Source organism: Glycomyces artemisiae (assembly GCF_003002955.1).
Taxonomy (GTDB): Bacteria; Actinomycetota; Actinomycetes; order Mycobacteriales; family Micromonosporaceae; genus Glycomyces; species Glycomyces artemisiae.
Map to the genome: position 1 here is coordinate 25,041 of NZ_PVTJ01000016.1, position 18,666 is coordinate 43,706.

At 71.4% G+C, this 18,666-nt stretch carries 15 protein-coding genes; 6 read left to right on the forward strand and 9 right to left on the reverse strand.

The features are described 5' to 3' along the window. Window positions 1-194: 194 nt before the first annotated feature. The 3 genes from B0I28_RS26165 to B0I28_RS26175 all read right to left on the reverse strand — a co-directional run bounded on the left by B0I28_RS26165 (window position 195) and on the right by B0I28_RS26175 (window position 4,075). Complete coding sequence (locus B0I28_RS26165) at window positions 195-686, reverse strand: hypothetical protein (RefSeq protein WP_106366819.1); 492 nt, start codon at window positions 684-686, stop codon at window positions 195-197. 107 nt (window positions 687-793) lie between these two features. Then, entirely contained in the window at window positions 794-1,615 is an 822-nt protein-coding gene (fdhD, locus tag B0I28_RS26170; RefSeq protein WP_106366820.1) for a formate dehydrogenase accessory sulfurtransferase FdhD, read from the reverse strand. Between the two features lie 111 nt (window positions 1,616-1,726). After that, on the reverse strand, window positions 1,727-4,075 hold the full coding sequence (locus B0I28_RS26175) for an FdhF/YdeP family oxidoreductase (protein WP_106366821.1): 2,349 nt from the start codon (window positions 4,073-4,075) through the stop codon (window positions 1,727-1,729). A gap of 270 nt (window positions 4,076-4,345) precedes the next feature. On the opposite strand from B0I28_RS26175, the gene B0I28_RS26180 reads away from it, so the two are divergent. Next, window positions 4,346-4,999, forward strand: a complete 654-nt coding sequence (locus tag B0I28_RS26180) for a cellulose binding domain-containing protein (RefSeq protein ID WP_106366822.1) — start codon at window positions 4,346-4,348, stop codon at window positions 4,997-4,999. Window positions 5,000-5,055: 56 nt separating this feature from the next. Continuing rightward, entirely contained in the window at window positions 5,056-5,388 is a 333-nt protein-coding gene (cutA, locus tag B0I28_RS26185; RefSeq protein WP_106366823.1) for a divalent-cation tolerance protein CutA, read from the forward strand. A gap of 95 nt (window positions 5,389-5,483) precedes the next feature. Here cutA and B0I28_RS26190 read toward each other — a convergent pair whose 3' ends face one another. Continuing rightward, window positions 5,484-7,394, reverse strand: a complete 1,911-nt coding sequence (locus tag B0I28_RS26190) for a glycoside hydrolase family 3 protein (RefSeq protein WP_106366824.1) — start codon at window positions 7,392-7,394, stop codon at window positions 5,484-5,486. Window positions 7,395-7,683: 289 nt separating this feature from the next. Here B0I28_RS26190 and B0I28_RS26195 point away from each other — a divergent pair, with 289 nt between their 5' ends. Then, on the forward strand, window positions 7,684-10,065 hold the full coding sequence (locus tag B0I28_RS26195) for a xyloglucanase (RefSeq protein ID WP_146148254.1): 2,382 nt from the start codon (window positions 7,684-7,686) through the stop codon (window positions 10,063-10,065). Window positions 10,066-10,106: 41 nt separating this feature from the next. Here the strand turns inward: B0I28_RS26195 and B0I28_RS26200 are convergent, their stop codons facing one another. Continuing rightward, window positions 10,107-10,685, reverse strand: coding sequence for a TetR/AcrR family transcriptional regulator (locus B0I28_RS26200; protein WP_106366826.1), 579 nt, complete (start codon window positions 10,683-10,685; stop codon window positions 10,107-10,109). Window positions 10,686-10,770: 85 nt separating this feature from the next. Here B0I28_RS26200 and B0I28_RS26205 point away from each other — a divergent pair, with 85 nt between their 5' ends. Beyond that, window positions 10,771-11,649: an SDR family oxidoreductase gene (locus B0I28_RS26205; protein WP_106366827.1), complete on the forward strand. Its 879-nt coding sequence runs from the start codon at window positions 10,771-10,773 to the stop codon at window positions 11,647-11,649. 12 nt (window positions 11,650-11,661) lie between these two features. Then, a complete protein-coding gene (locus B0I28_RS27730) occupies window positions 11,662-12,696 on the forward strand; it encodes a GNAT family N-acetyltransferase (RefSeq protein ID WP_219927003.1) in 1,035 nt (344 codons plus the stop codon). A 34-nt stretch (window positions 12,697-12,730) separates the two neighbouring features. Here the strand turns inward: B0I28_RS27730 and B0I28_RS26215 are convergent, their stop codons facing one another. Both B0I28_RS26215 and B0I28_RS26220 read right to left on the reverse strand, forming a co-directional pair. Next, on the reverse strand, window positions 12,731-14,308 hold the full coding sequence (locus B0I28_RS26215) for a ricin-type beta-trefoil lectin domain protein (RefSeq protein ID WP_106366828.1): 1,578 nt from the start codon (window positions 14,306-14,308) through the stop codon (window positions 12,731-12,733). A gap of 105 nt (window positions 14,309-14,413) precedes the next feature. Continuing rightward, complete coding sequence (locus tag B0I28_RS26220; protein ID WP_106366829.1) at window positions 14,414-15,595, reverse strand: MalY/PatB family protein; 1,182 nt, start codon at window positions 15,593-15,595, stop codon at window positions 14,414-14,416. A gap of 150 nt (window positions 15,596-15,745) precedes the next feature. On the opposite strand from B0I28_RS26220, the gene B0I28_RS26225 reads away from it, so the two are divergent. Then, window positions 15,746-16,843 (forward strand): NAD(P)/FAD-dependent oxidoreductase, encoded by a 1,098-nt coding sequence (locus tag B0I28_RS26225; RefSeq protein WP_106366830.1) that lies wholly within the window; start codon window positions 15,746-15,748, stop codon window positions 16,841-16,843. 48 nt (window positions 16,844-16,891) lie between these two features. On the opposite strand, the gene B0I28_RS26230 is transcribed toward B0I28_RS26225, so the two are convergent. Next, window positions 16,892-17,365, reverse strand: a complete 474-nt coding sequence (locus B0I28_RS26230; RefSeq protein WP_106366831.1) for a MarR family winged helix-turn-helix transcriptional regulator — start codon at window positions 17,363-17,365, stop codon at window positions 16,892-16,894. 50 nt (window positions 17,366-17,415) lie between these two features. After that, window positions 17,416-18,666, reverse strand: a complete 1,251-nt coding sequence (locus tag B0I28_RS26235) for a cation:proton antiporter (protein WP_106366832.1) — start codon at window positions 18,664-18,666, stop codon at window positions 17,416-17,418.

Sequence of the window (18,666 nt, forward strand, 5' to 3'; positions counted from 1 at the left end):
CTCCCCGAAGCGCGGTCGAAGTTGATCTTGACCTGCGAATGGATTACCATTCGACAATAATCGAACGCATGTATGACCGCACCTGATCGCGTCTGTCCGACCCGATTTCGACAATCCACTCCGAGACCACAATAGAGGTGAATTCGGAAGCACGGAACTGTAGTCACATGCACCCGAATTCACCTCTTCAACCGCTACCGGATGCGATATCGCGATTCCTGATAAGCGGCAATGGCGCGGTTTGCGGACTCGAATCGGTGGCGGAAGCCGTTGTCGCGGATGGATTCGGTGAGGTGCCGCAGGGTGATGCCGCGGCGGGCGAGGGATTGGGCGAGCCAGAGCTGCCAGTCGTCGGTGGCTTCGACGCGGCCGACTGTGCGGGCGCTCCAGAGCGGCATCGGGCTGCGGCCCTTCACGTGCGGGTTGGAGTAGTGCTTCTCGGGCCGGGGCAGGAACTCGCGGATGGCGGCCTCGGTCCAGCCGCGGGTCTTGAGGATCGGCTTGGTGATCCACACGGTCGACGGCGGGCGGTCGGTGCGGCGGGACGGTTCGGGTGCGATGCGGCGGGCGTCGTTGGCGTAGAAGCGGTCTCGTTCATCTGATGTGGAGGCTCGGGCGTAGCGTTCGGCCATTGTGGGGCGCTCGGGTCGGGTCAGGCGGCGCTGGATCTCGGATTCGTCCAGCACGACTCGGGTTCGGTTCTGCGGCTTGCACATGGTGTCCCCCGTTCAGGTGTTCTCCTGCGGGAGAGATTAGTTACCGATGAGTAGTTCGGGGTGGCGACACGCCGGGGTCAATTGACTCGGTCGGGATGCGTGTAGAGGTTGAACGCGCCGCCACGGACGAATCCGGCGAGGGTGAGGCCGGACTCGTCGGCGAGGTCGGCGGCGAGGGAGGAGGGGGCGGAGACCGCGGCGAGGACGGGGATGCCGGCCATGACGGCCTTCTGGACGAGTTCGAAGGAGGCGCGGCCGGAGACGGCGAGGACGGTGCCGCGCAAGGGAAGCAGGTCCTGCTGGAGGGCCTGCCCGATGACCTTGTCGACGGCGTTGTGGCGGCCGACGTCCTCTTTGGCGGCGAGGAGTTCGCCGTCGGCGGTGAAGAGGGCGGCGGCGTGGAGGCCGCCGGTCTTGTCGAAGATCTTCTGGGACTTGCGCAGTCGCGCGGGGAGGTCGGCGAGGAGGTCGGCGTCGACGACCGTGGCGTCCTCGGCGAGGTCCCAGACCGCCTTGGTGCGGACGTCTTCGAGGCTGTCCTTGCCGCAGACGCCGCACGCGGAGGTGACGGTGAAGTTGCGCTTGGCGGACTGCGCGGGCGGCTCGACGCCCGGGGCGAGGGCGATATCGAGGAGGTTGTAGGTCTGCTCGCCGTCGGCGTCGACGCCCGCGCAGTAGCGCATGGTCAGGACGTCGGCGGGCTTGGTGATGACGCCTTCGGAGAGGAGGAAGCCGGTGGCGAGGTCGAAGTCGTCGCCGGGGGTGCGCATGGTGACCTGGAGGGATTCGCCGCCGACGCGCAGTTCGAGGGGTTCCTCGACGACGAGCGTGTCGATGCGCCCGGTGCGCTCGCCGTCGGCGAGGCGGGTGGTCTTGCGGCGGACGGTCACGCGGCCCATGTGGTTCCTTAAATTGCCTTCAGGCGGCTTCAGCTTGGATTCAGGTGCTCGGTGGTTCTCTTGCCTGCATAGCTCGACGGGGGCCGGGGCCGCAAGGGCCGCGGTCGAAGGTCACGGCGAGGAGGACGCCGGTAAGGGGGCGGCGGGCGCGGCGGCGCCTTCGGAGGCGCTGTCGGGCTCGAAGCGGACGACGATGGATTTGGAAGTGGGGGTGTTGCTGAACTCGGCCACTGAGTCGAGCGGGACCAGCACGTTCGTCTCGGGGTAGTACGCGGCGGCGCAGCCGCGGGCGGTCGGGTAGTGGACGATCTTGAAGTGCGGAGCGCGGCGGTCCCCGTCGGACCATTCGCTGACGAGGTCGCAGTAGGTGCCGTCGGCCAGGCCCAGTTCGGCGGCGTCGTCGGGGTTGACGAGCACGACGCGGCGGCCGTCGTGGATGCCGCGGTAGCGGTCGTTGAGCCCGTAGATGGTGGTGTTGAACTGGTCGTGGCTGCGCAGGGTCTGGAGCAGCAGCCGGCCCGGCCCGGCCTCGGGCGAGGTCACCGGGTTGACGGTGAAGTTCGCTTTGCCGGTGGCCGTGGGGAAGGCGCGTTCGTCGCGCGGCGCGTGCGGGAGGGCGAACCCGCCGGGGACGCGGGCGCGGGCGTTGTAGTCGGCGAAGCCGGGGACGACGCGTTCGATGCGGGCTCGGATGCGGTCGTAGTCGGCGGCGAAGTCCTCCCAGGGCACGTCGTCGGCGTCGCCGAGGACGGCGCGGGCGAGTCCGGCGACGATGGCGACTTCGCTGCGCATGTGCGGGCTGAGCGGGGCGACGCGGCCGTGGGACGAGTGGACGATGCCCATCGAGTCCTCGACCGTGACGAACTGCTCGCGGCCGCCGGGCGCGTCGACGTCGGTGCGTCCGAGGGCCGGGAGGATCAGCGCGCGGGCGCCGGTGACGACGTGCGAGCGGTTGAGCTTCGTGGAGACGTGCACGGTGAGGCGGCAGCCGCGCATGGCGTCCTCGGTGGCGGTCGTGTCCGGGCTGGCGGACACGAAGTTGCCGCCCATGGCGAAGAAGACCTTGACGCGGCCGTCGCGCATCGCGCGGATGGTGCCGACCGTGTCGAGGCCGTGGTGGCGGAGCGGCGCGAAGCCGAACTCGGTGCCTAGGGCGTCGAGGAAGCGGTCGGGCATCCGCTCCCAGATGCCCATGGTGCGGTCGCCTTGGACGTTGGAGTGGCCGCGCACGGGGCAGACGCCCGCGCCGGGGCGGCCGATGTTGCCGCGCAGGAGGAGGAAGGAGACGATTTCGCGGATCGTGGGGACCGCGTGCCGGTGCTGGGTCAAGCCCATCGCCCAGCACACGACGATCTTGTCGGCGGCCAGGACCATGGTGAACAGGCGCTCGATCTCGACCGGGGACAGTCCGGTGCGGCGGACCGCCTCGGCGAGGACGGCCTCGTCGTCGCCGTCCGCGTGGTGGGCGGCGAAGGCGTCGAAGCCGTGCGTGTACCGGTCGATGAAGTCGCGGTCGATGACGCCGGGCGCGTCGGCCTCGGCGCGCAGGAGCATCCGGTTGAGGAGGCTGAACAGGGCGAGATCGCCGCCGACCTTGATCTGGAGGAACAGGTCGGTGAGGTCGGTGCCGCGCCCGGCGAGCCCGCGGGCGGTCTGCGGGTTCTTGAAGCGCTGGAGCCCGGCCTCGGGCAGGGGGTTGACCGTGGCGATCCTCGCCCCGGCGCGCTTGGCCTTCTCCAGGGCCGTGAGCATCCGCGGGTGGTTGGTGCCGGGGTTCTGGCCCGCGACGATGATGAGGTCGGCCTGGTACAGGTCGTCGAGGAGGACGCTGCCCTTGCCGATCCCGATGGTCTCGGCCAGCGCCGAGCCCGAGGACTCGTGGCACATGTTGGAGCAGTCCGGGAGGTTGTTCGTGCCGAGTTTGCGGGCGAAGAGCTGGTAGAGGAACGCGGCTTCGTTGCTGGTGCGCCCGGAGGTGTAGAACGCGGCCTCGTCGGGGCTGTCGAGGGCGGTGAGTTCACCGGCGATGAGCGAGAAGGCGTCGTCCCAGGTGACGGGCGTGTAGTGGGTGGCGCCTTCGGCGAGGTAGACGGGTTCGGTGAGGCGGCCCTGCTGGCCGAGCCAGTACCCGGACTTGTCGGCGAGGTCGGCGACGGGGTGGGCGGCGAAGAAGTCGGGGCCGACGCGCAGTCGGGTGCCTTCTTCGGCGACGGCTTTGGCGCCGTTCTCGCAGAACTCGGCGGGGTGCCGGTGGAGGGGTTCGGGCCAGGCGCAGCCGGGGCAGTCGAAGCCGTCGGTCTGGTTGACCTTGCGCAGGAGCGGGAGGCCGCGTTTGATTCCGGCCTGGGAGCCGACGACCCGGACCGAGTTGAGGACGGCGGGCATGCCGACGGCGTGGTCCTTCGGCGGGTGGACGGTGGGCGCGTCCTGCGCGGGATCGGTCTCTCGGGCGCGGCTCATCGGGCCAGTGTAGGCCCGGTGGATGCGGGCTGGCCGGGAACGAGGCCGCGGCGGGGACGCGGCGTCGCGGCGCGGTCCGCGAAGGGTGCAAGGCGCCTCGAAAGAGGTGACGAATCATCACGAGTGCGGATGAAATCCCAGTTCATCGGGTATCGGGGCGAATCAGCGCGGACCGTTCGGGCACTTGTGTGCAGGTAGGCTGAGCCGTGCGGATCGGCGCGCGTCCTCTATTGCGGACCCGCGAGGACGTCCTCATTGGAAGGCGGTCGGATGCACAGGTCGGAACCGGAGCCTCAAGGGAGGCTGCACGGGCGGCTGCTCCAGATCCTGGGGGCGTTCTCGGGCGTGGTCGCGCTGATCGCCATGTGGCAGCTCGGGGTGTTCGGCGGGGATTCGGACCGCGAGCCGGTGAGCGCGGTGGACGGGCCGACGACCGAGTGGCCGTCGGCGGCCGAGGACGGTTCGAGTGCGGCGGCGGTCGCGGAGACGGCGAGCTCGGCTCTGGAGACGCCGTCGGAGTCGGTGTCGGAGGCGCAGGTGTCCGAGTCGCCGTCGGAGTCGTCGACTTCGGATGCTCCCCCGCGGGATACCGAAGCGCCGCAGGAGGAAGAGGCGACGGTGGAGGGCGCGGCGTGCGTCGCGTACCTGAGTCTGGACGAGGAGTGGCAGGGGTCGATCGGCGTGTCGGTCGAGGTGGTCAACGTCGGGGACGAGCGGCTGGAGACCTGGGAGATCGACCTGGATCTGGACGATGTGGACATCTTTCACTACTGGAACATGGACGACCTCGGCCGCGGCTGGTTCGGGGCGAAGAACTGGAACGGGCGGCTCGACCCCGGCGAGGACGCGGTGACCGGGTTCCAGGCGGAGGTCGACGACCGCTTCGACCTGCCCGATTCGGTGCCCTGCACGGCCTACGAATAGGTTCCCGCGGGACCCCTTCTGACGCTACCCTCGTGCAAAGCGGTTTGGAGGCGGCTATGACCGAGTTCGAGCACGTCCAAGTGGTCACGACCACCGATTCTGCCGAGTCCGCGGCCTCGTTGGCGCGCACCGCCGTCGAGGCGAGGCTCGCCGCCTGCGCGCAGGTCTTCGGCCCCCTGTGCAGCATCTACTGGTGGGAGGGGAAAGTGGACACCGCGCAGGAGTGGCGGGTCGTCCTGAAGACCACCGCCGCCGCCTACCCCGAGCTGGAGGCCCACCTCAAGGCCGGTCACGGCTACGAGGTCCCCGAGGTCGTCATGCTCCCCATCACGGCCGGGAACCCCGAGTACCTGGAGTGGATCGACGCGGAGACCGCCGGCCGCTCCTGACCGGGATTGTCGTACCCCGCGGGCAGACTTGCCGCGACCGGCGGAAGCCGGGGACCGTGTCGCCGCCATGCGCCGGGCGGCGGCGCGGACGGAGGTCAAGCGGTCTGGAGTCCGAAGCCGAACGCGAAGAGGGGGTCATAGTCTGGATCACCGACGTTGAGCGGCTCGTCATCGGTCCGGTGCGGCCAGCTCACGGGGAGGCGCCCGTCGTAGGGGGTCGCGCCGAAGATCGGGTCCGCCACTCCGGCGCCTTCGCTCCCCGGGAGCCAGGCGGCGACGACGGCGTCGACGCCGTCGAGGTGCGGTTCAATCTCGATGGGGCGCCCTGAGACGACGATGACGACGCAGTCGACCGCGCCGCAGACGGTCGCGATGGCGGCGGCGTCCGCTTCTGAGACGGCCATGTCGTGGTCCCCTGCTCCTGCGTCGCCGACGCCTTCCGCGTAGGGGTCCTCGGCGACGACGACGATGCCGACGTCGGCGCCGTCGACGGGAGCGGAGGCGTCCTCGCTGAAGGTGACCGCGGCGTCGGGGGCGACCTCTTGGATGCCTGCGAGGATCGTGGTGCCTTCGGTGGGCGGGTCGAGCGAGCCCTGCCAGGAGGCGGTCCAGCCGCCGGTCTGGCGGCCGATCGAGTCGGCGCCGGACCCGGCGACGTAGATCGACTCCTGTCCGGTGAGCGGGAGGAGGTCGCCGTCGTTGCGCAGGAGGGTCTGCGAGGCGGCCGCGGCTTCGCGTGCGACGTCGCGGTGCTCGTCGGAGCCGATGGCGGCGGCGCCGCTGGTGTCGGCGTAGGGGTGCTCGAAGAGGCCGAGGGCGAACTTCTGGGTGAGGATGCGGGAGACGGCGTCGTCGATGCGTTCGACGCTCACGCCGCCGGACTCGACTTCGGCGAGCAGCGCGGCGATGAAGGCTCTGTATTCGACGGGGACCATGACCATGTCGACGCCCGCGTTGATCGCCGTGCGGACCGCTTCGTTGTAGTCGGTGCTGAGCTGGTCGATCGCCTGCCAGTCGGAGACGACGAACCCGTCGAAGCCGAGTTCGCCTTTGAGGACCTCGGTGAGGAGGTACTCGTCGGCGTGGACTTTGACGGCGCCGCCGCCGAGGTCGGTGGAGGAGTACGAGGCCATGACGGAGCCGACCCCGGCGTCTACGGCGGCTTCGAAGGGCGCCAGGTGGATCGCGCGGAGCTCGTCCTCGGTGAGGGTGGTGACGCCCTGGTCGAGGAGGTAGTCGCCGGTGGTCGAGGAGTCGTAGGCGGTGCCGCCGTCGCCGGCGTAGTGCTTGGCGGTGGCGAGGACGCTGGTGTTCGCGGCGAGGTCGTCGCCCTGGTAGCCGGTGACGACGGGTCCGGCGTACTCGTAGGCGAGGCCGGGGTCCTCGCCGTAGGACTCGTAGGTGCGGCCCCAGCGGCTGTCGCGGGCGACGCAGAGGCACGGGGCGAACGTCCAGTGGATCCCGGCGGCGCGGGTCTCGGCGGCGGTGACCGCGGCGGCGCGCCCGGCGAGGTCGGGGTCGTGGGCGGCGCCGAGGCCGATGTTGTGCGGGAAGACGACGGCGCCGGGGATCGCGGTGTTGCCGTGGACGGCGTCGATGCCGTACATGAGGGGGATGCCCAGGCGGGAGTCGAGCGCCTGGTCCTGGTGGCCGTCGATCATCGCGGCCCATTCCTCGGCGGTGTCGAAGAGGGCTTCGGAGCCGCCGTTGAGGAGGGAGCCGATGCCGTACTCGGCGACGTCGGCCGGGTAGGGGTCGATCGCGCCGACGGTCACCTGGGTCATCTGCCCGACCTTCTCCTCGATCGTCATGCGGGAGAGGAGGTCGCCGACGCGCTCGTCGATCGGGAGGCCCGCGTCGAGGTAGTCGCCGTTCCCGTCGGCGGGCCCGTCGTCGGCGCCGGGGACGACGAGGAGCACCGTGACGACGGCGGCCGCGAGGGCGACGGCCAGCGCGGACCAGAGGATCGGGGGACGGCGGAGGAGGGTGGGCAGGCTCGCGCCCATGTGTCGGCTCCTAGAGGGGTGAGCGTACGGACAAGTCCCAACCGTGTTCCACAGTAACGGAAGAGCGCTCCCACGTCTATGGCCGGACCGTTTCGAGGGCAGGGGCAGAGCCGAGCGACCCCGTTCGCCGGGCCCCCGGCACAAGAGTGCCTGGGGGGTGTGACAGCGGCGGGGGTTCGGGGTGTTGCTCTGGGTGAGGCGGGGCTGTTACGTTGGGGCTCCCAACTAACCCCTCGGGACCTGATGGGCCTGGTGGGCCCGGGGTTCCGGTGACCCTTGAGGAGCACCTGTGCGACGACGCACTTTTGCCGCTTCGCTCGGCGCGGCGGCGGTGGCCGCTGCGGCCGTTCCCGGCACTGCCGCAGCGAAGACGGGCGGGCGATGCGAGGACGGCTACGTCTGGCGCAATGCCGTCGTGAACGGCGGCGGCTACGTCCCCGGCATCGTCTTCAACGAGACCGAGGCCGGACTCATCTACGCGCGCACCGACATCGGCGGCCTGTACCGCTGGCAGGAGAGCGCGCAGACCTGGAAGCCGCTGCTCGACTGGGTCGGATGGGACCTGTGGGGCTACACCGGGGTCGTGTCGGTGGCGTCCGACCCGGTGGAGCCCAAGCGGGTCTATGCGGCCGTCGGGACCTACACGAACGACTGGGACCCCAACAGCGGCGCGGTGCTCTACTCGGACGACTACGGCGATTCGTGGGGCGTGGCCGAGCTGCCGTTCAAGCAGGGCGGGAACATGCCCGGCCGCGGGATGGGCGAGCGGCTGGCCGTCGACCCCTCCGACAACAAGGTCGTCTATCTCGGCGCGCCGAACGGGAACGGGCTGTGGCGGTCCGTCGACTTCGGACGCACGTGGGCGAAGGTCGAGGCGTTCCCGAACGCCGGGAACTTCGTGCAGGACCCCTCCAGCGACTACTCCGACGACAACCAGGGCGTCATCTGGATCGACTTCGACACCGCCGGGGACCGGATCTTCGTCGGCGTCGCCGACCCCGACGACCCGCTGTACGCCTCCGCGGACCGGGGCGCGACCTGGCGGGCCGTCGACGGCGCGGCCGCCGCGCTGGGCCGGGCCGACGGGAACCGGACCATCCCGAAGCAGGCCGCGGTCGACCACGAGAACGGCCACCTGTTCGTGGTGACCGGCTGGGATCCCGGGCCCTACAACGGCGCGCCGTCGGCGGGCCGCGGCGGGTCGGTGCAGCGCCTGTCGCTCGCGACGGGCGAGTGGACCGACGTGACGCCCGGGTACAACCCGATCGGCACGATCCCCGGCTTCGGCGGACTCACCGTCGACCGGCAGGCGCCGGGCACGCTCATGGTGGCGACCCAGAACAACTGGTGGCCCGACGAGATCCTCTACCGCTCAACGGACTCCGGTGCGACGTGGGAGACGAGCTGGGACTACGTGTGGGACGCGAACTGGTCGTGGCCGCCCGCGCGCACCGACCGGTTCGACATGGACAGCACCGGGAGCGCCTGGTTGAGCTTCGGGAAAGCCGACGACGGGCCCGCGTACGCGGTCAAGCACGGCTGGATGATCGACGCGCTCGCCATCGACCCGCACGACTCGGACCGGATCATGTGGGGCACCGGCGCCACGATCTGGGGCACCGAGTCGCTGACGCAGTGGGACGCGCAGGGCGCGCTCGTGGGCTGGGATTCCGAAGCAGGGCACCAGATCGCGCTGCCGGTCGAGCCGTTCACCGTGGCCGTGCGGGCCGAGGGCCTGGAGGAGACCGCGGTGCAGGACATCGCGGCGCTCGGCGGGACCCTCGTCTCCGCGACGGGCGACCTCGGCGGGTTCGTGCAGACGGACCTGGGCGAGGCCGGGGTCCAGATCCGGCGTCCCAGTTGGACGTCGGGGCGCAGCGTCGACTTCGCCGCCCTGAACCGCGACGTGGTGGTCGGTTCGGGCGATGTGGAGGGCGACGTCGACGGGCATGTCGGGGTCTCCGTCGACGGCGGTGCGACCTGGCTGACGACGACTCGGCTCGACGGCGTCGCGGGCGGCGGCAACGGCGGCACGGTCGCCGTCGGCGCGGACGGGGCGGTGATCGTCTGGTCCCCCGGGGACGGCGCGACCGCGCCGGTGTTCAGCACCGACCTGGGCCAGACGTGGACGCCGGTCGAAGGGCTCCCCGCGGGGGCGCTCGTGCGGGCGGACCGGGTCGACGCGAACCGGTTCTACGCGTTCGCATCCGGGGCCTTCTACGCGTCCGTCAACGGCGGGCTCGTGTTCGCGGCCACCGGGGCCGCCGGACTGCCCGCCAGCGGTCCGGTCGATTTCCGGGCCGTGCCCGGCAAGCGGGCGCAGCTGTGGCTCGCGGGCGGCGAGACCGGCAAGACGTACGGGATGTGGCGCAGCACCGACGGCGGGAAGCGCTGGACCCGCGTGCGGGACTTCGCCGAGGCCGACGCGGTCGGATTCGGCAAGGCGCGCACCAGGCACGGGTACCCGACGATCTTCGCGTCGGCGAAGGCCGGGAGCACCCGCGGCATCTGGCGCTCGACCGACGAGGGTCGCAACTGGGTCCGCATCAACGACGACGCCCACCAGTGGGCTTGGACCGGGAAGGCCGTCACCGGCGACCCCGACGTCTACGGGCGCGTCTACATCGCCACCAACGGCCGCGGCTTGATCTACGGCGACATCGAGGACTAGCACCGGGACGGTGAGTTCGCCTCCGCGCCTGACGATCCGCGTCAGACGCGGAGGCCGTCGAGCACGATCTCCAGGTAGCGGGCCGTCGCGTCGCGGCTCGCCTCCGCGCTCAGCTCCGGCATGCGGCAGGACACCAGGCTGATGAAATTGAGCAGGTCGGCGCCGTCGATGTCGGCGCGCATCGCGCCCTCGTCCTGCGCGCGGCGCACGGTCCGCTCGAAGCGGTCGAGCCAGGTCATCGTCAAGTCGCGCAGCTCGGCGTCGGCGTCGCGGTGCTCGGCGAGCCAGGGCCGCAAGGCGGAAGCGAGCGCGCCGAGTTCGGGCTCGCCGCAGAAGCGCACGAGCCGCACGAGCGCGTCCCACCCCGTGAGGCCGCCCGGGTCGGCCTCGGCGATGGCGATGCCGCGGCGGAACATGTCGGCCGCCAGTTCGCGGATCAGGCTGTGCCGGTCGGGGAAACGACGGTAGAGGGTCCCGACGCCGACGCCCGCGTGCTGGGCGATCTCCTCCATCGGCACGTCGGCGCCGCGCGCGCTGATGAGGGTCGCGGCGCCCGCGAGGAGGCGTTCGCGGTTGCGGCGGGCGTCGGCGCGCAGGGGCGGTGCTGGGTTCGCGGTCACCCGTCGATAGTACTGGACGATTTTCTTCCGCTTATGCTAGCTTCGATAAACGGACGATCTTCTTCCACTTGTATTGGAGACGGCAATGATCCTCGTGACCGGAGCGACGGGTTCCACCGGCAGGCACCTTGTCGCGCAACTGAAAGCACAGGGAGCGCCGGTCAGGGCGCTCGTGCGGGACGCCGCCAAGGGCGAGGACCTCGGCGTGGAGTACGCGGTCGGCGACTTCGACGACCCCGCGTCGCTCGCGGCGGCGATGGACGGCGTCGACCGAATGTTCCTGGCCTCCCCCGGCGCGCAGCCGGAGACGGAGGACGGCGAGCAGCCGATGGTCCGCTGGGAGCGGAACGCGATCGACGCCGCGAAGGGCGCGGGCGTGCGGTACGTCGTCAAGCTGTCGGTGCTCAACGCGCGCATCGGCGGCCGGATGTCGGAGGGCGGGCACGGAGAAGCGGAGGCGCACCTGAAGGCGTCGGGTCTGGAGTGGACGATGCTCCGGCCCGGCGGGTTCATGCAGAACTTCCTCAGTCCCGCAACGGTCCTGTGGGACGAGCAGGGCGCGCTGATCGGTCCCGACGGTCCGGGGCGGATGGCGTTCATCGACTGCCACGACATCGCCGCGTGCGCCGCAGCCCTGCTCACCGACAGGCCTGAACCCGGTGGGACGCTGCAGATCACCGGGCCCGAGGCGATCTCCTACGAGTGGATCGCGGCGCAGCTCAGCCGCGGCTGGGGCCGCCCGGTCGGGTTCCACCCGCATTCGGAGGAGGCCGTCGCCGCGCGGCTGCTGGGGTTCGGGCTCGCGCCGCAGCAGGCCGCCGAACTGGCGTCGCTCTACGGTTCGATGGGCAGCGGGGGCTTCCAGGAGGTCACCGGCGAGGTCGAGCGGCTCACCGGGCGGCGGCCCCGCACGTTCGCCGAGTTCATGGCCGCAAACCCCGAGGACTTCCCGGGCCTGGGGTAGTACAGTCCCCCGGTGACCTTCCAGACCCGCGCGCGGCGCGTACGCAATCCCGAGCTGCCCATGGGGCAGCGGTACACGGCGCTGCGGTGCGCGCTGGAGGACTACCGGCAGATGGGGTTCCATGCGTCGTGGGCGTTCCTCACCGGAGCGGATGGCAGGAGGAAGCTCGACGCCGAGACCCTCGTGCGGGCCCTGGACCGCTTGGAGGCCAGCCGGAACGCACGGATGGTCGAGCAGGAGGCGTTCGCGGCCAGGCGAATGGAGGCGAAGCGAGCGGGTCGACGGCAGCCCGAGCCGGACGAGGTCCGGTACCGGCGCGGGCGGCGCTGGCCCGGACCGGATGCGCACGAGGCGACCCGGTTCGCCGTCGCGTACGAGTGGCGCCGGATCGGTGATGAGCCGCATGAGCGGTTCGCGGCGGTCCGCGACGGCCTTGAGCGGGTGGTGACCGCCTATCTCGGGGCAGGTCTGGACCGGGAAGGCCGCCTGCTGCTCGCGCGGGTGCGTGCCGAGCTCGCCGAGGCCGAGCGGGAACTGCGCGATCAGTACCCGGCCTTCAGGTCGGGCTTCAAGCTGCGGCGCATCGCAGAGACCATCGAACTCGACACGTTCCCACTGGTGCGGCGCGGCTGGTCCGGGGACATCGACGCGGTGGCGCGGATCTTCTGGGCCGCGAGGAGCGGGATGCCGTACCTGCTGGCGCTGTACACGCGCGAGCAGACCGACTGGTGGGTCAGGGAGGTCATGGTGCCGCAGTCGGAGGTGCTGGTGGCCGAGCACCGCGGCGTGCCGGTCGGGTTCGCCGCGCTCGACGGGGACCTGCTCGCGCACTTGTACATCGAGCCGGGCTCGCAGGGCCGCGGGATCGGGGAGGCGCTGCTGGAGCGGGCGAAGCGGCGGCGGCGGAGCCTTGACCTGCGGGTGTTCGCGGCGAACACAGGGGCGCGTGCGTTCTATGCTCGGCACGGCTTCGCAGAGGTCGGCGCCGACGATGGCTCAGGGAACGAGGAAGGCCTGCCGGACCTGCTGCTGCGGTGGCGGCGCTGAGCGGCCCCGTCACCGGGGCCGCCCAACAGTATCCCTAGTAGACGCTCGATCCGATCCAGTCGTCGTAGCCGTAGCCGACCGGGTCCTCGTAGTTCCTTGCGGCAGGGGCGATCGCGCTCGCGCTCGTCCCGCACGAGGTCAGGACCAGCGACGATCCGGCCGCGGTGCCGTCGAAGCCGATGCACAGGTTCGAGTGGCCCGCAGGGTGGATGCCGCCCGAGCCGAACACGAACTCCTGGTTGAGGCCGCCGTGGCAGTCCCACAGCACGAGCGGGGTGCCCGCCTGCATGCGGCCGCCCTCCACGTCGACGCACCGGTCGTGCGACAGCTCCACGTGCAGCGACCGCGCCTCGTCGTCGTACCAGAACCCCTGGTTGCGCCCGCCGTGGCAGGTCCAGGAGACCAGGTCGGTGCCGTTGCGCGAGTCGTAGCCCTCCGCGTCGACGCACAGGCCCGTCGCGGTGTGCTTCAGGTCCTGGAACTCGAAGAGGCCCTCGTAGAGCACGGCGTTGTTCGTGCTCCCCGGGTCGACGCACGTCGAGGTGTCCCAGTCGGGATGCTCGTAGAACTCGGTGATGCACTCCGCGAACGCGCCGTGCCCCAGGAAGTTCGGGTGCAGCGACTGCCGGAACGCGTTCTCGGAGGGCAGGACCCCGACCTCGACGTACACGCCGCGCGCCCAGGGCTGCGCCTCGCACACGCCGTGGCCGTCGAAGAGCCGCTGCGCGTTCAGATATCGGGCGCCCTTCGCGAGCGCCGCGTCGCGCACGCCGTCCTCGAAGAGCGGCACGGCCTTGTTGCGCGCGAACGCCGCGTCGGCGAGGTAGAGCAGGCAGCCGCCGGAGTACCAGCCGGGGAAGTCGGGGTTGTCCTCGACGTCGGGGCCGCCGGGGCTCGGGTAGGACATGACGACCAGGTCGTAGTCGGTGCCGAGGTAGCCCGCGTCGGTCATGGTCTGGCGCACCGCGTCGATGGCGGTCTCCACGCCGTCCTGGGTGACCTCGACGCGGGCCTCCCAGTCCTCGGTGTGGTCGGGCCAGCAGGGGCCGAGGAACAGGATGCGGTTGGTGACGCACTCGGTGGCGGTGGGGCCGAATTCGATGCCGCCTTCGTCGTTGGCGCCCACGACGATCCACACGAGCTTGACGTGGGTGTTGCGGGCCTTGATGGCGAGGTTGTCGCCTTGGTTGAGTTCGTCCCACTGGTGTTCGCCGGAGCCTTCGACGAGGTGCGGTGAGGCGCCGCCGGAGCAGGAGACGTTGTACTGGACGTCGCTCTCGATGCCGGTGCGGAAGAGCGCCTGGTCGTAGGAGCGGTCGCACCAGTTGCCTTCGCGGTGCGTGTCCGGGTCGTAGTTGCCGACGCCTTCGCCGGAGATCTCGCTGTCGCCCATGGAGACCAGGGAGGTCTGGCGGTCTTCGAGCGGGCGGATGTCGGAGTCGCCGTACAGGGTTTCGGCCTCGGCGGCGCGGATCGCTTCGAGGTTCGCGGGGAGGGGGACGATGTCGGGGCGTTCCTGCGCTTGGGCGGGAACGGCCGCGGCGGACATGGTGAGGGTGGTCAGCGCCGCAGCGAGGATCGCTGCGGCCCAACGTCTCCGGGGTGAGGACATGGCAGTCTCCGGTTCAGAGGCATGGCCGAAACATGGATGGCCGTCAATGGCCTGTAGCCAGGAGACTACCGTTACCCGGCAGTAATGTGAAGCTTGTCTGCGTTGTCAGTTTTGGACCGCGGACGCCATCCGCTCGACCGCCTCGGTGACGATCTCCGGTGAGGTCCCGTAATTGAAGCGCACGTGGCCCTTGCCGCCGGTCCCGAACGGCAGCCCCGAGTTGAGCGCGACGCGGCCGCGCTCCAGGAACACCGCGGCCGGGTCGTCGCCAAGGCCCAGGGCCCGGCAGTCGAGCCACGCGAGGTACGTGCCCGGCTGCGGCCGGTACCTGACGGCGGGGAGGTGCTCGGCGAGGAGGCCGGCGAGCAGGCGCCGGTTCGCTTCGAGGCCGAGCAGGAGCGCGTCGAGCCACGGCCCGCCCTCGCGGAACGCGGCGGCGTGGGCGATCGAGCCGAGGTGGCTGATGCTGCTCGACATCTGCTCGGGCATCCGCGCGAGGTCCGCTTCGGCGGCGGTCCCGGCGATGGCGACGGCGCCGCGCAGCCCGGGGAGGTTCCAGCCCTTGGCGGCCGAGGTCAGCGCGAGGCCGGTCTCGCCGCCCGCGACGGTCAGGTACGGGGTGAAGCGGGTGCCTGGGGCGACGAGCGGCGCGTGGGCCTCGTCGGCCACGACGCGCACGCCGTAGTCGGCGGCGAGGCGCGCGACGCGTTCCAGTTCGGCTCTGGTGTGGACGGTCCCGGTGGGGTTGTGCGGGTGGCACAGCAGGTACGCGGCGCGTCCGCCGCGCCCGAGCGCGACCTCGAAGGCCGCGGCGAGGGCGGCGAAGTCGATGCGGTGGTCGGCGCCGAGCGGCGCTTCGATCACCTTGCGGTCGTTGAAGACCGGGAAGGTGTGGAACGGCGGGTACACGGGGCTGTTGACGACGATCGCGTCGCCGGGCCCGGTGACGGCCTTGAGCATCTCGACCACGCCGAGCATGATGTCGGGCACCGTCCGGATCAGGCCGGGGTCGAGGTCCCAGTCCCAGCGCTCGGCGGCGAAGGCCGCGACGGCGTCGGCGTAGCCGGTGCCGGAGGGGTAGCCGGTGTCGCCCGCGGCGATCGTGTCGGTGACGGCCTTGGCGATGGGTTCGGCCAGGTGGACGTCGAGTTCGGCCACCCACAGGGGCAGCACGTCGGGGTCGTAGTGGCGCCATTTCTCGCTGGTGCGCTGGCGCAGCTGGTCGAGGGTGAGCTGCCGGAGCGGGTCGCCGGGCAGGTCGGTCGAGGCATCGGTGGTCGCGCTCATGCACAGACGGTATCGGAGTTCTGGCGTCGTGTCACCTTGTGCGGCAGGGATCTCGGGCGGTGTCCGGGGTCACGCCGCGGCCGCTTGTAGTTCGTACTACGAACTATTATGGTTCGTAGTACGAACTACTTTTTCGGAAGAGGCACGATCATGACGCAGCAAGGCAGGACCGTGGCGGTCGTCGGCGGCGGGTACGGCGGCGCGGCCGTCGCGAAGGCCCTCGACGAGCACGCCGACGTGGTGCTCATCGAACCCAAGGACGCCTTCGTCCACGCCGCGGGCGCGCTCCGCGCCCTCACCCGCCCCGAGGAGTGGGCCGAGCAGATCTTCTTCCCCTACAGCGGGGTCCTCAAGCGCGGCAGTCACATTCGCGAGTACGCCGCCGCCGTCGACGCCGGGGGCGTCACGCTCGCCTCGGGCGGGCGCGTCGAGGCCGACTACATCGTCCTCGCGACCGGCTCGGCCTACCCGTACCCCGCGAAGACCCGCACCGACTCGACCGCGGAGGCGCTGGCCCACTTCAAGGAGACCCACGCCGAGCTGGCCGGCGCCGAGCGGGTGCTCATCGCCGGGGCCGGGCCCGTGGGCCTGGAGCTGGCCGGGGAGATCCGGGACGTGTGGCCCGACAAGCGGATCACGATCGTCGACCCCGCCGCCGAGCTGGTCCCCGGGTACGCCGAGGAGTTCCGCGCCGAGCTGGTGCGCCAGCTCGCGGAGCTCAAGGTCGAGGTGCGCCTGGGCGCGGCCTTCGACGCCGAGCCGGACGTCGCGCCCGGCCGGGCCGGGGACGTGCGCGCGAGCATCGGCGGCGAGACCGTCGAGGCCGACATCTGGTTCCGCGCCTACGGGGCGAGCACCAACTCCGGGTACCTCGGCGAAGGCCTCGCGCCGCTCAACGGGCGCGGCCAGATCGCCGTCACCGCGAAGCTCAATGTGGACGGGCACGTGAACGTGTACGCCGTCGGCGACCTCACCGACGTGGCCGAGGAGAAGCGGGCCGGGGCCGCCTCGAAGCACGCGGAGGTGGTGGCCGCCAACATCATCGCGCAGGTCAACGGGGAGGAGCCGGTCGAGGAGTACCGGCCGAACCCGATCCGGGTGATCCTGCTGCCGCTCGGTCCCGAGTACGGCGTGGGCCAGGTCCCCTCGGAGGACGGGCCGGTCCTCATGCCGACCGAGCAGGTCGCGCAGTGGAAGGGCCGCGACCTGATGAACGGCCGCTTCGCCGACATGTTCGGCGCGTCCTGACCTACGGCATCGCCTCCGCCGCCACCGGGCGGCGGGGGCTTCGCCGTGTCAGCACTCGGCGGACGGGCACGCGCCCTCGTCGGCGGCCGACGGGGCCCGGTTGCCGGTGACGACCCGCGCGAGCAGGCCCAGGAGGGTGTCGCGTTCGGTGTCGTCGAGTCCGGCCGTCAGTTCGGCGGTGCGCTTCAGGATCACCTCGTGCAGCTCCTCGGCGAGCTGGGCGCCCTTCGGGGTCAGCGTGACGAGGGAGGCGCGGCCGTCGCCGGGGACGGCCTCGCGGCGCACCAGGTCGCGCCGCTCGCAGCGGTCGACGAGCCCGGTGATGCTCGACTTGGCGAGGCCGAGGGCCTTCGCGAGCTCGAACATGCCGAAAGGCCGCGGGAGGATGATGCACAGCAGCTGGGACTGCGCGGTGGTGAGGTCGAACTGGCGGGCCGCGTCGGCGTAGACGGCGTCGACGAGGAAGGACGTGCGCACCAGCGCAGAGCCTATCTCGGCCGGCTCGCCCGCGTAATCCTCCATCCTGCAAGCATACTGCGAGGCCACGGCCGGTGCCGGTGTGCTCGCCCACCCTACGCCGGGGCTCCGACGGTCTCCCGTTCCGGAATCCGGCGGCGGGCGAGCCGGTCGATGACCGTGAGGCCCGGCGCGGTGAAGCAGGTGGTGGCGACCGCGACGACGACGATCATCGCGTACGCGGCCTGGTCGACGAGCCCCGCGCGCAGGCCGATGTCGAGGGCGACGAGCTGCATGAGCCCGCGCGCGTTCATGTAGCAGCCGATCCGGGCCGCGTCGGCCCACGACTCCCCCGCCAGGCGGGCCGCGGTCGTGCACGCCCCGAGCTTCCCGGCGAACGCGAGCGCCACGAGCGCGGCGGCCCCGGCGAGGAGGCCCGGACCTGTGATGAGCCCCAGATCGGTGTTCATGCCCGAGTGGACGAAGAACAGCGGCAGGAACAGGACCGTGGTCAGCGGCCTGATCCGCTCCGAGAGCGCCTCGGCGGCGGCCCCGCGCGGGACGGCCGCGCCGAGCGCGAACGCGCCGAACACGGCGTGGACGCCGATGAGCTCGGTGAACCAGGCCGCGGCGAGCAGCGCGAGCGCGGCGGCGACGAGGACGGCGTCGCGGCCCGGGTCGCGGGTGTCGAACCAGTGCCGGGCCCAGCGTCGGACCGCGAGGAGGACCGCGGCGAGGGCGGCGAGGCCGCCGAGCGCGATGAGCGCGGCCGCGTCGCCGCCAGTGCCGAACGCGGCGAGGACCGCGGCGAGGAGGATCCACGCGGCGGCGTCGTCGAGGGCGCCCGCGGTGAGCGACACCGAGCCGAAGCGGGTGGTCACGTGGCCGTGGTCGGCGATCATGCGGGCCATCACCGGGAACGCGGTGATCGACAGCAGCAGGCCGATGAACAGCGCCCCGATCCGGGGGTCGACGCCGCCGGGGAACAGCCCGAGGCGCGGCCCGAACCAGAGCGCGAATGCGAAGCCGAGCGCGAGCGGGACGACCATCCCCGCGCCCGAGACCGCGAGGCCGACGCGGGCGGTGCTGCGCAGCCGCCCGATCGGGAATTCGAGTCCGACGGTGAACATGAAGAGCACCAGGCCGATCTGGCTGACCCCGTCGATCACGGCCAGGAGCCCCGGCCCGAACAGGGACGCGTGCGCGCCGGGCGCGAGCGCCCCGAACAGGCTGGGGCCCAGGATGATCCCGACGAGGATCTCCCCGATCACCGGCGGCTGCCCGATCCGCTTGCAGACCGCGTGCGCGGCCCGGCAGGCGAGGACGACGAGGAGGAGCGCCAGGAGCAGGACGGCGGTGGTGCTCAA

Bases quoted from the DNA above. Each gene is read 5' to 3' on its own strand.
- fdhD (WP_106366820.1), bottom strand. From the start codon at position 1,615: ATGGGCCGCGTGACCGTCCGCCGCAAGACCACCCGCCTCGCCGACGGC.
- B0I28_RS26175 (WP_106366821.1), bottom strand. From the start codon at position 4,075: ATGAGCCGCGCCCGAGAGACCGATCCCGCGCAGGACGCGCCCACCGTC.
- B0I28_RS26180 (WP_106366822.1), top strand. From the start codon at position 4,346: ATGCACAGGTCGGAACCGGAGCCTCAAGGGAGGCTGCACGGGCGGCTG.
- cutA (WP_106366823.1), top strand. From the start codon at position 5,056: ATGACCGAGTTCGAGCACGTCCAAGTGGTCACGACCACCGATTCTGCC.
- B0I28_RS26190 (WP_106366824.1), bottom strand. From the start codon at position 7,394: ATGGGCGCGAGCCTGCCCACCCTCCTCCGCCGTCCCCCGATCCTCTGG.
- B0I28_RS26205 (WP_106366827.1), top strand. From the start codon at position 10,771: ATGATCCTCGTGACCGGAGCGACGGGTTCCACCGGCAGGCACCTTGTC.
- B0I28_RS26215 (WP_106366828.1), bottom strand. From the start codon at position 14,308: ATGTCCTCACCCCGGAGACGTTGGGCCGCAGCGATCCTCGCTGCGGCG.
- B0I28_RS26220 (WP_106366829.1), bottom strand. From the start codon at position 15,595: ATGAGCGCGACCACCGATGCCTCGACCGACCTGCCCGGCGACCCGCTC.
- B0I28_RS26225 (WP_106366830.1), top strand. From the start codon at position 15,746: ATGACGCAGCAAGGCAGGACCGTGGCGGTCGTCGGCGGCGGGTACGGC.
- B0I28_RS26230 (WP_106366831.1), bottom strand. From the start codon at position 17,365: ATGGAGGATTACGCGGGCGAGCCGGCCGAGATAGGCTCTGCGCTGGTG.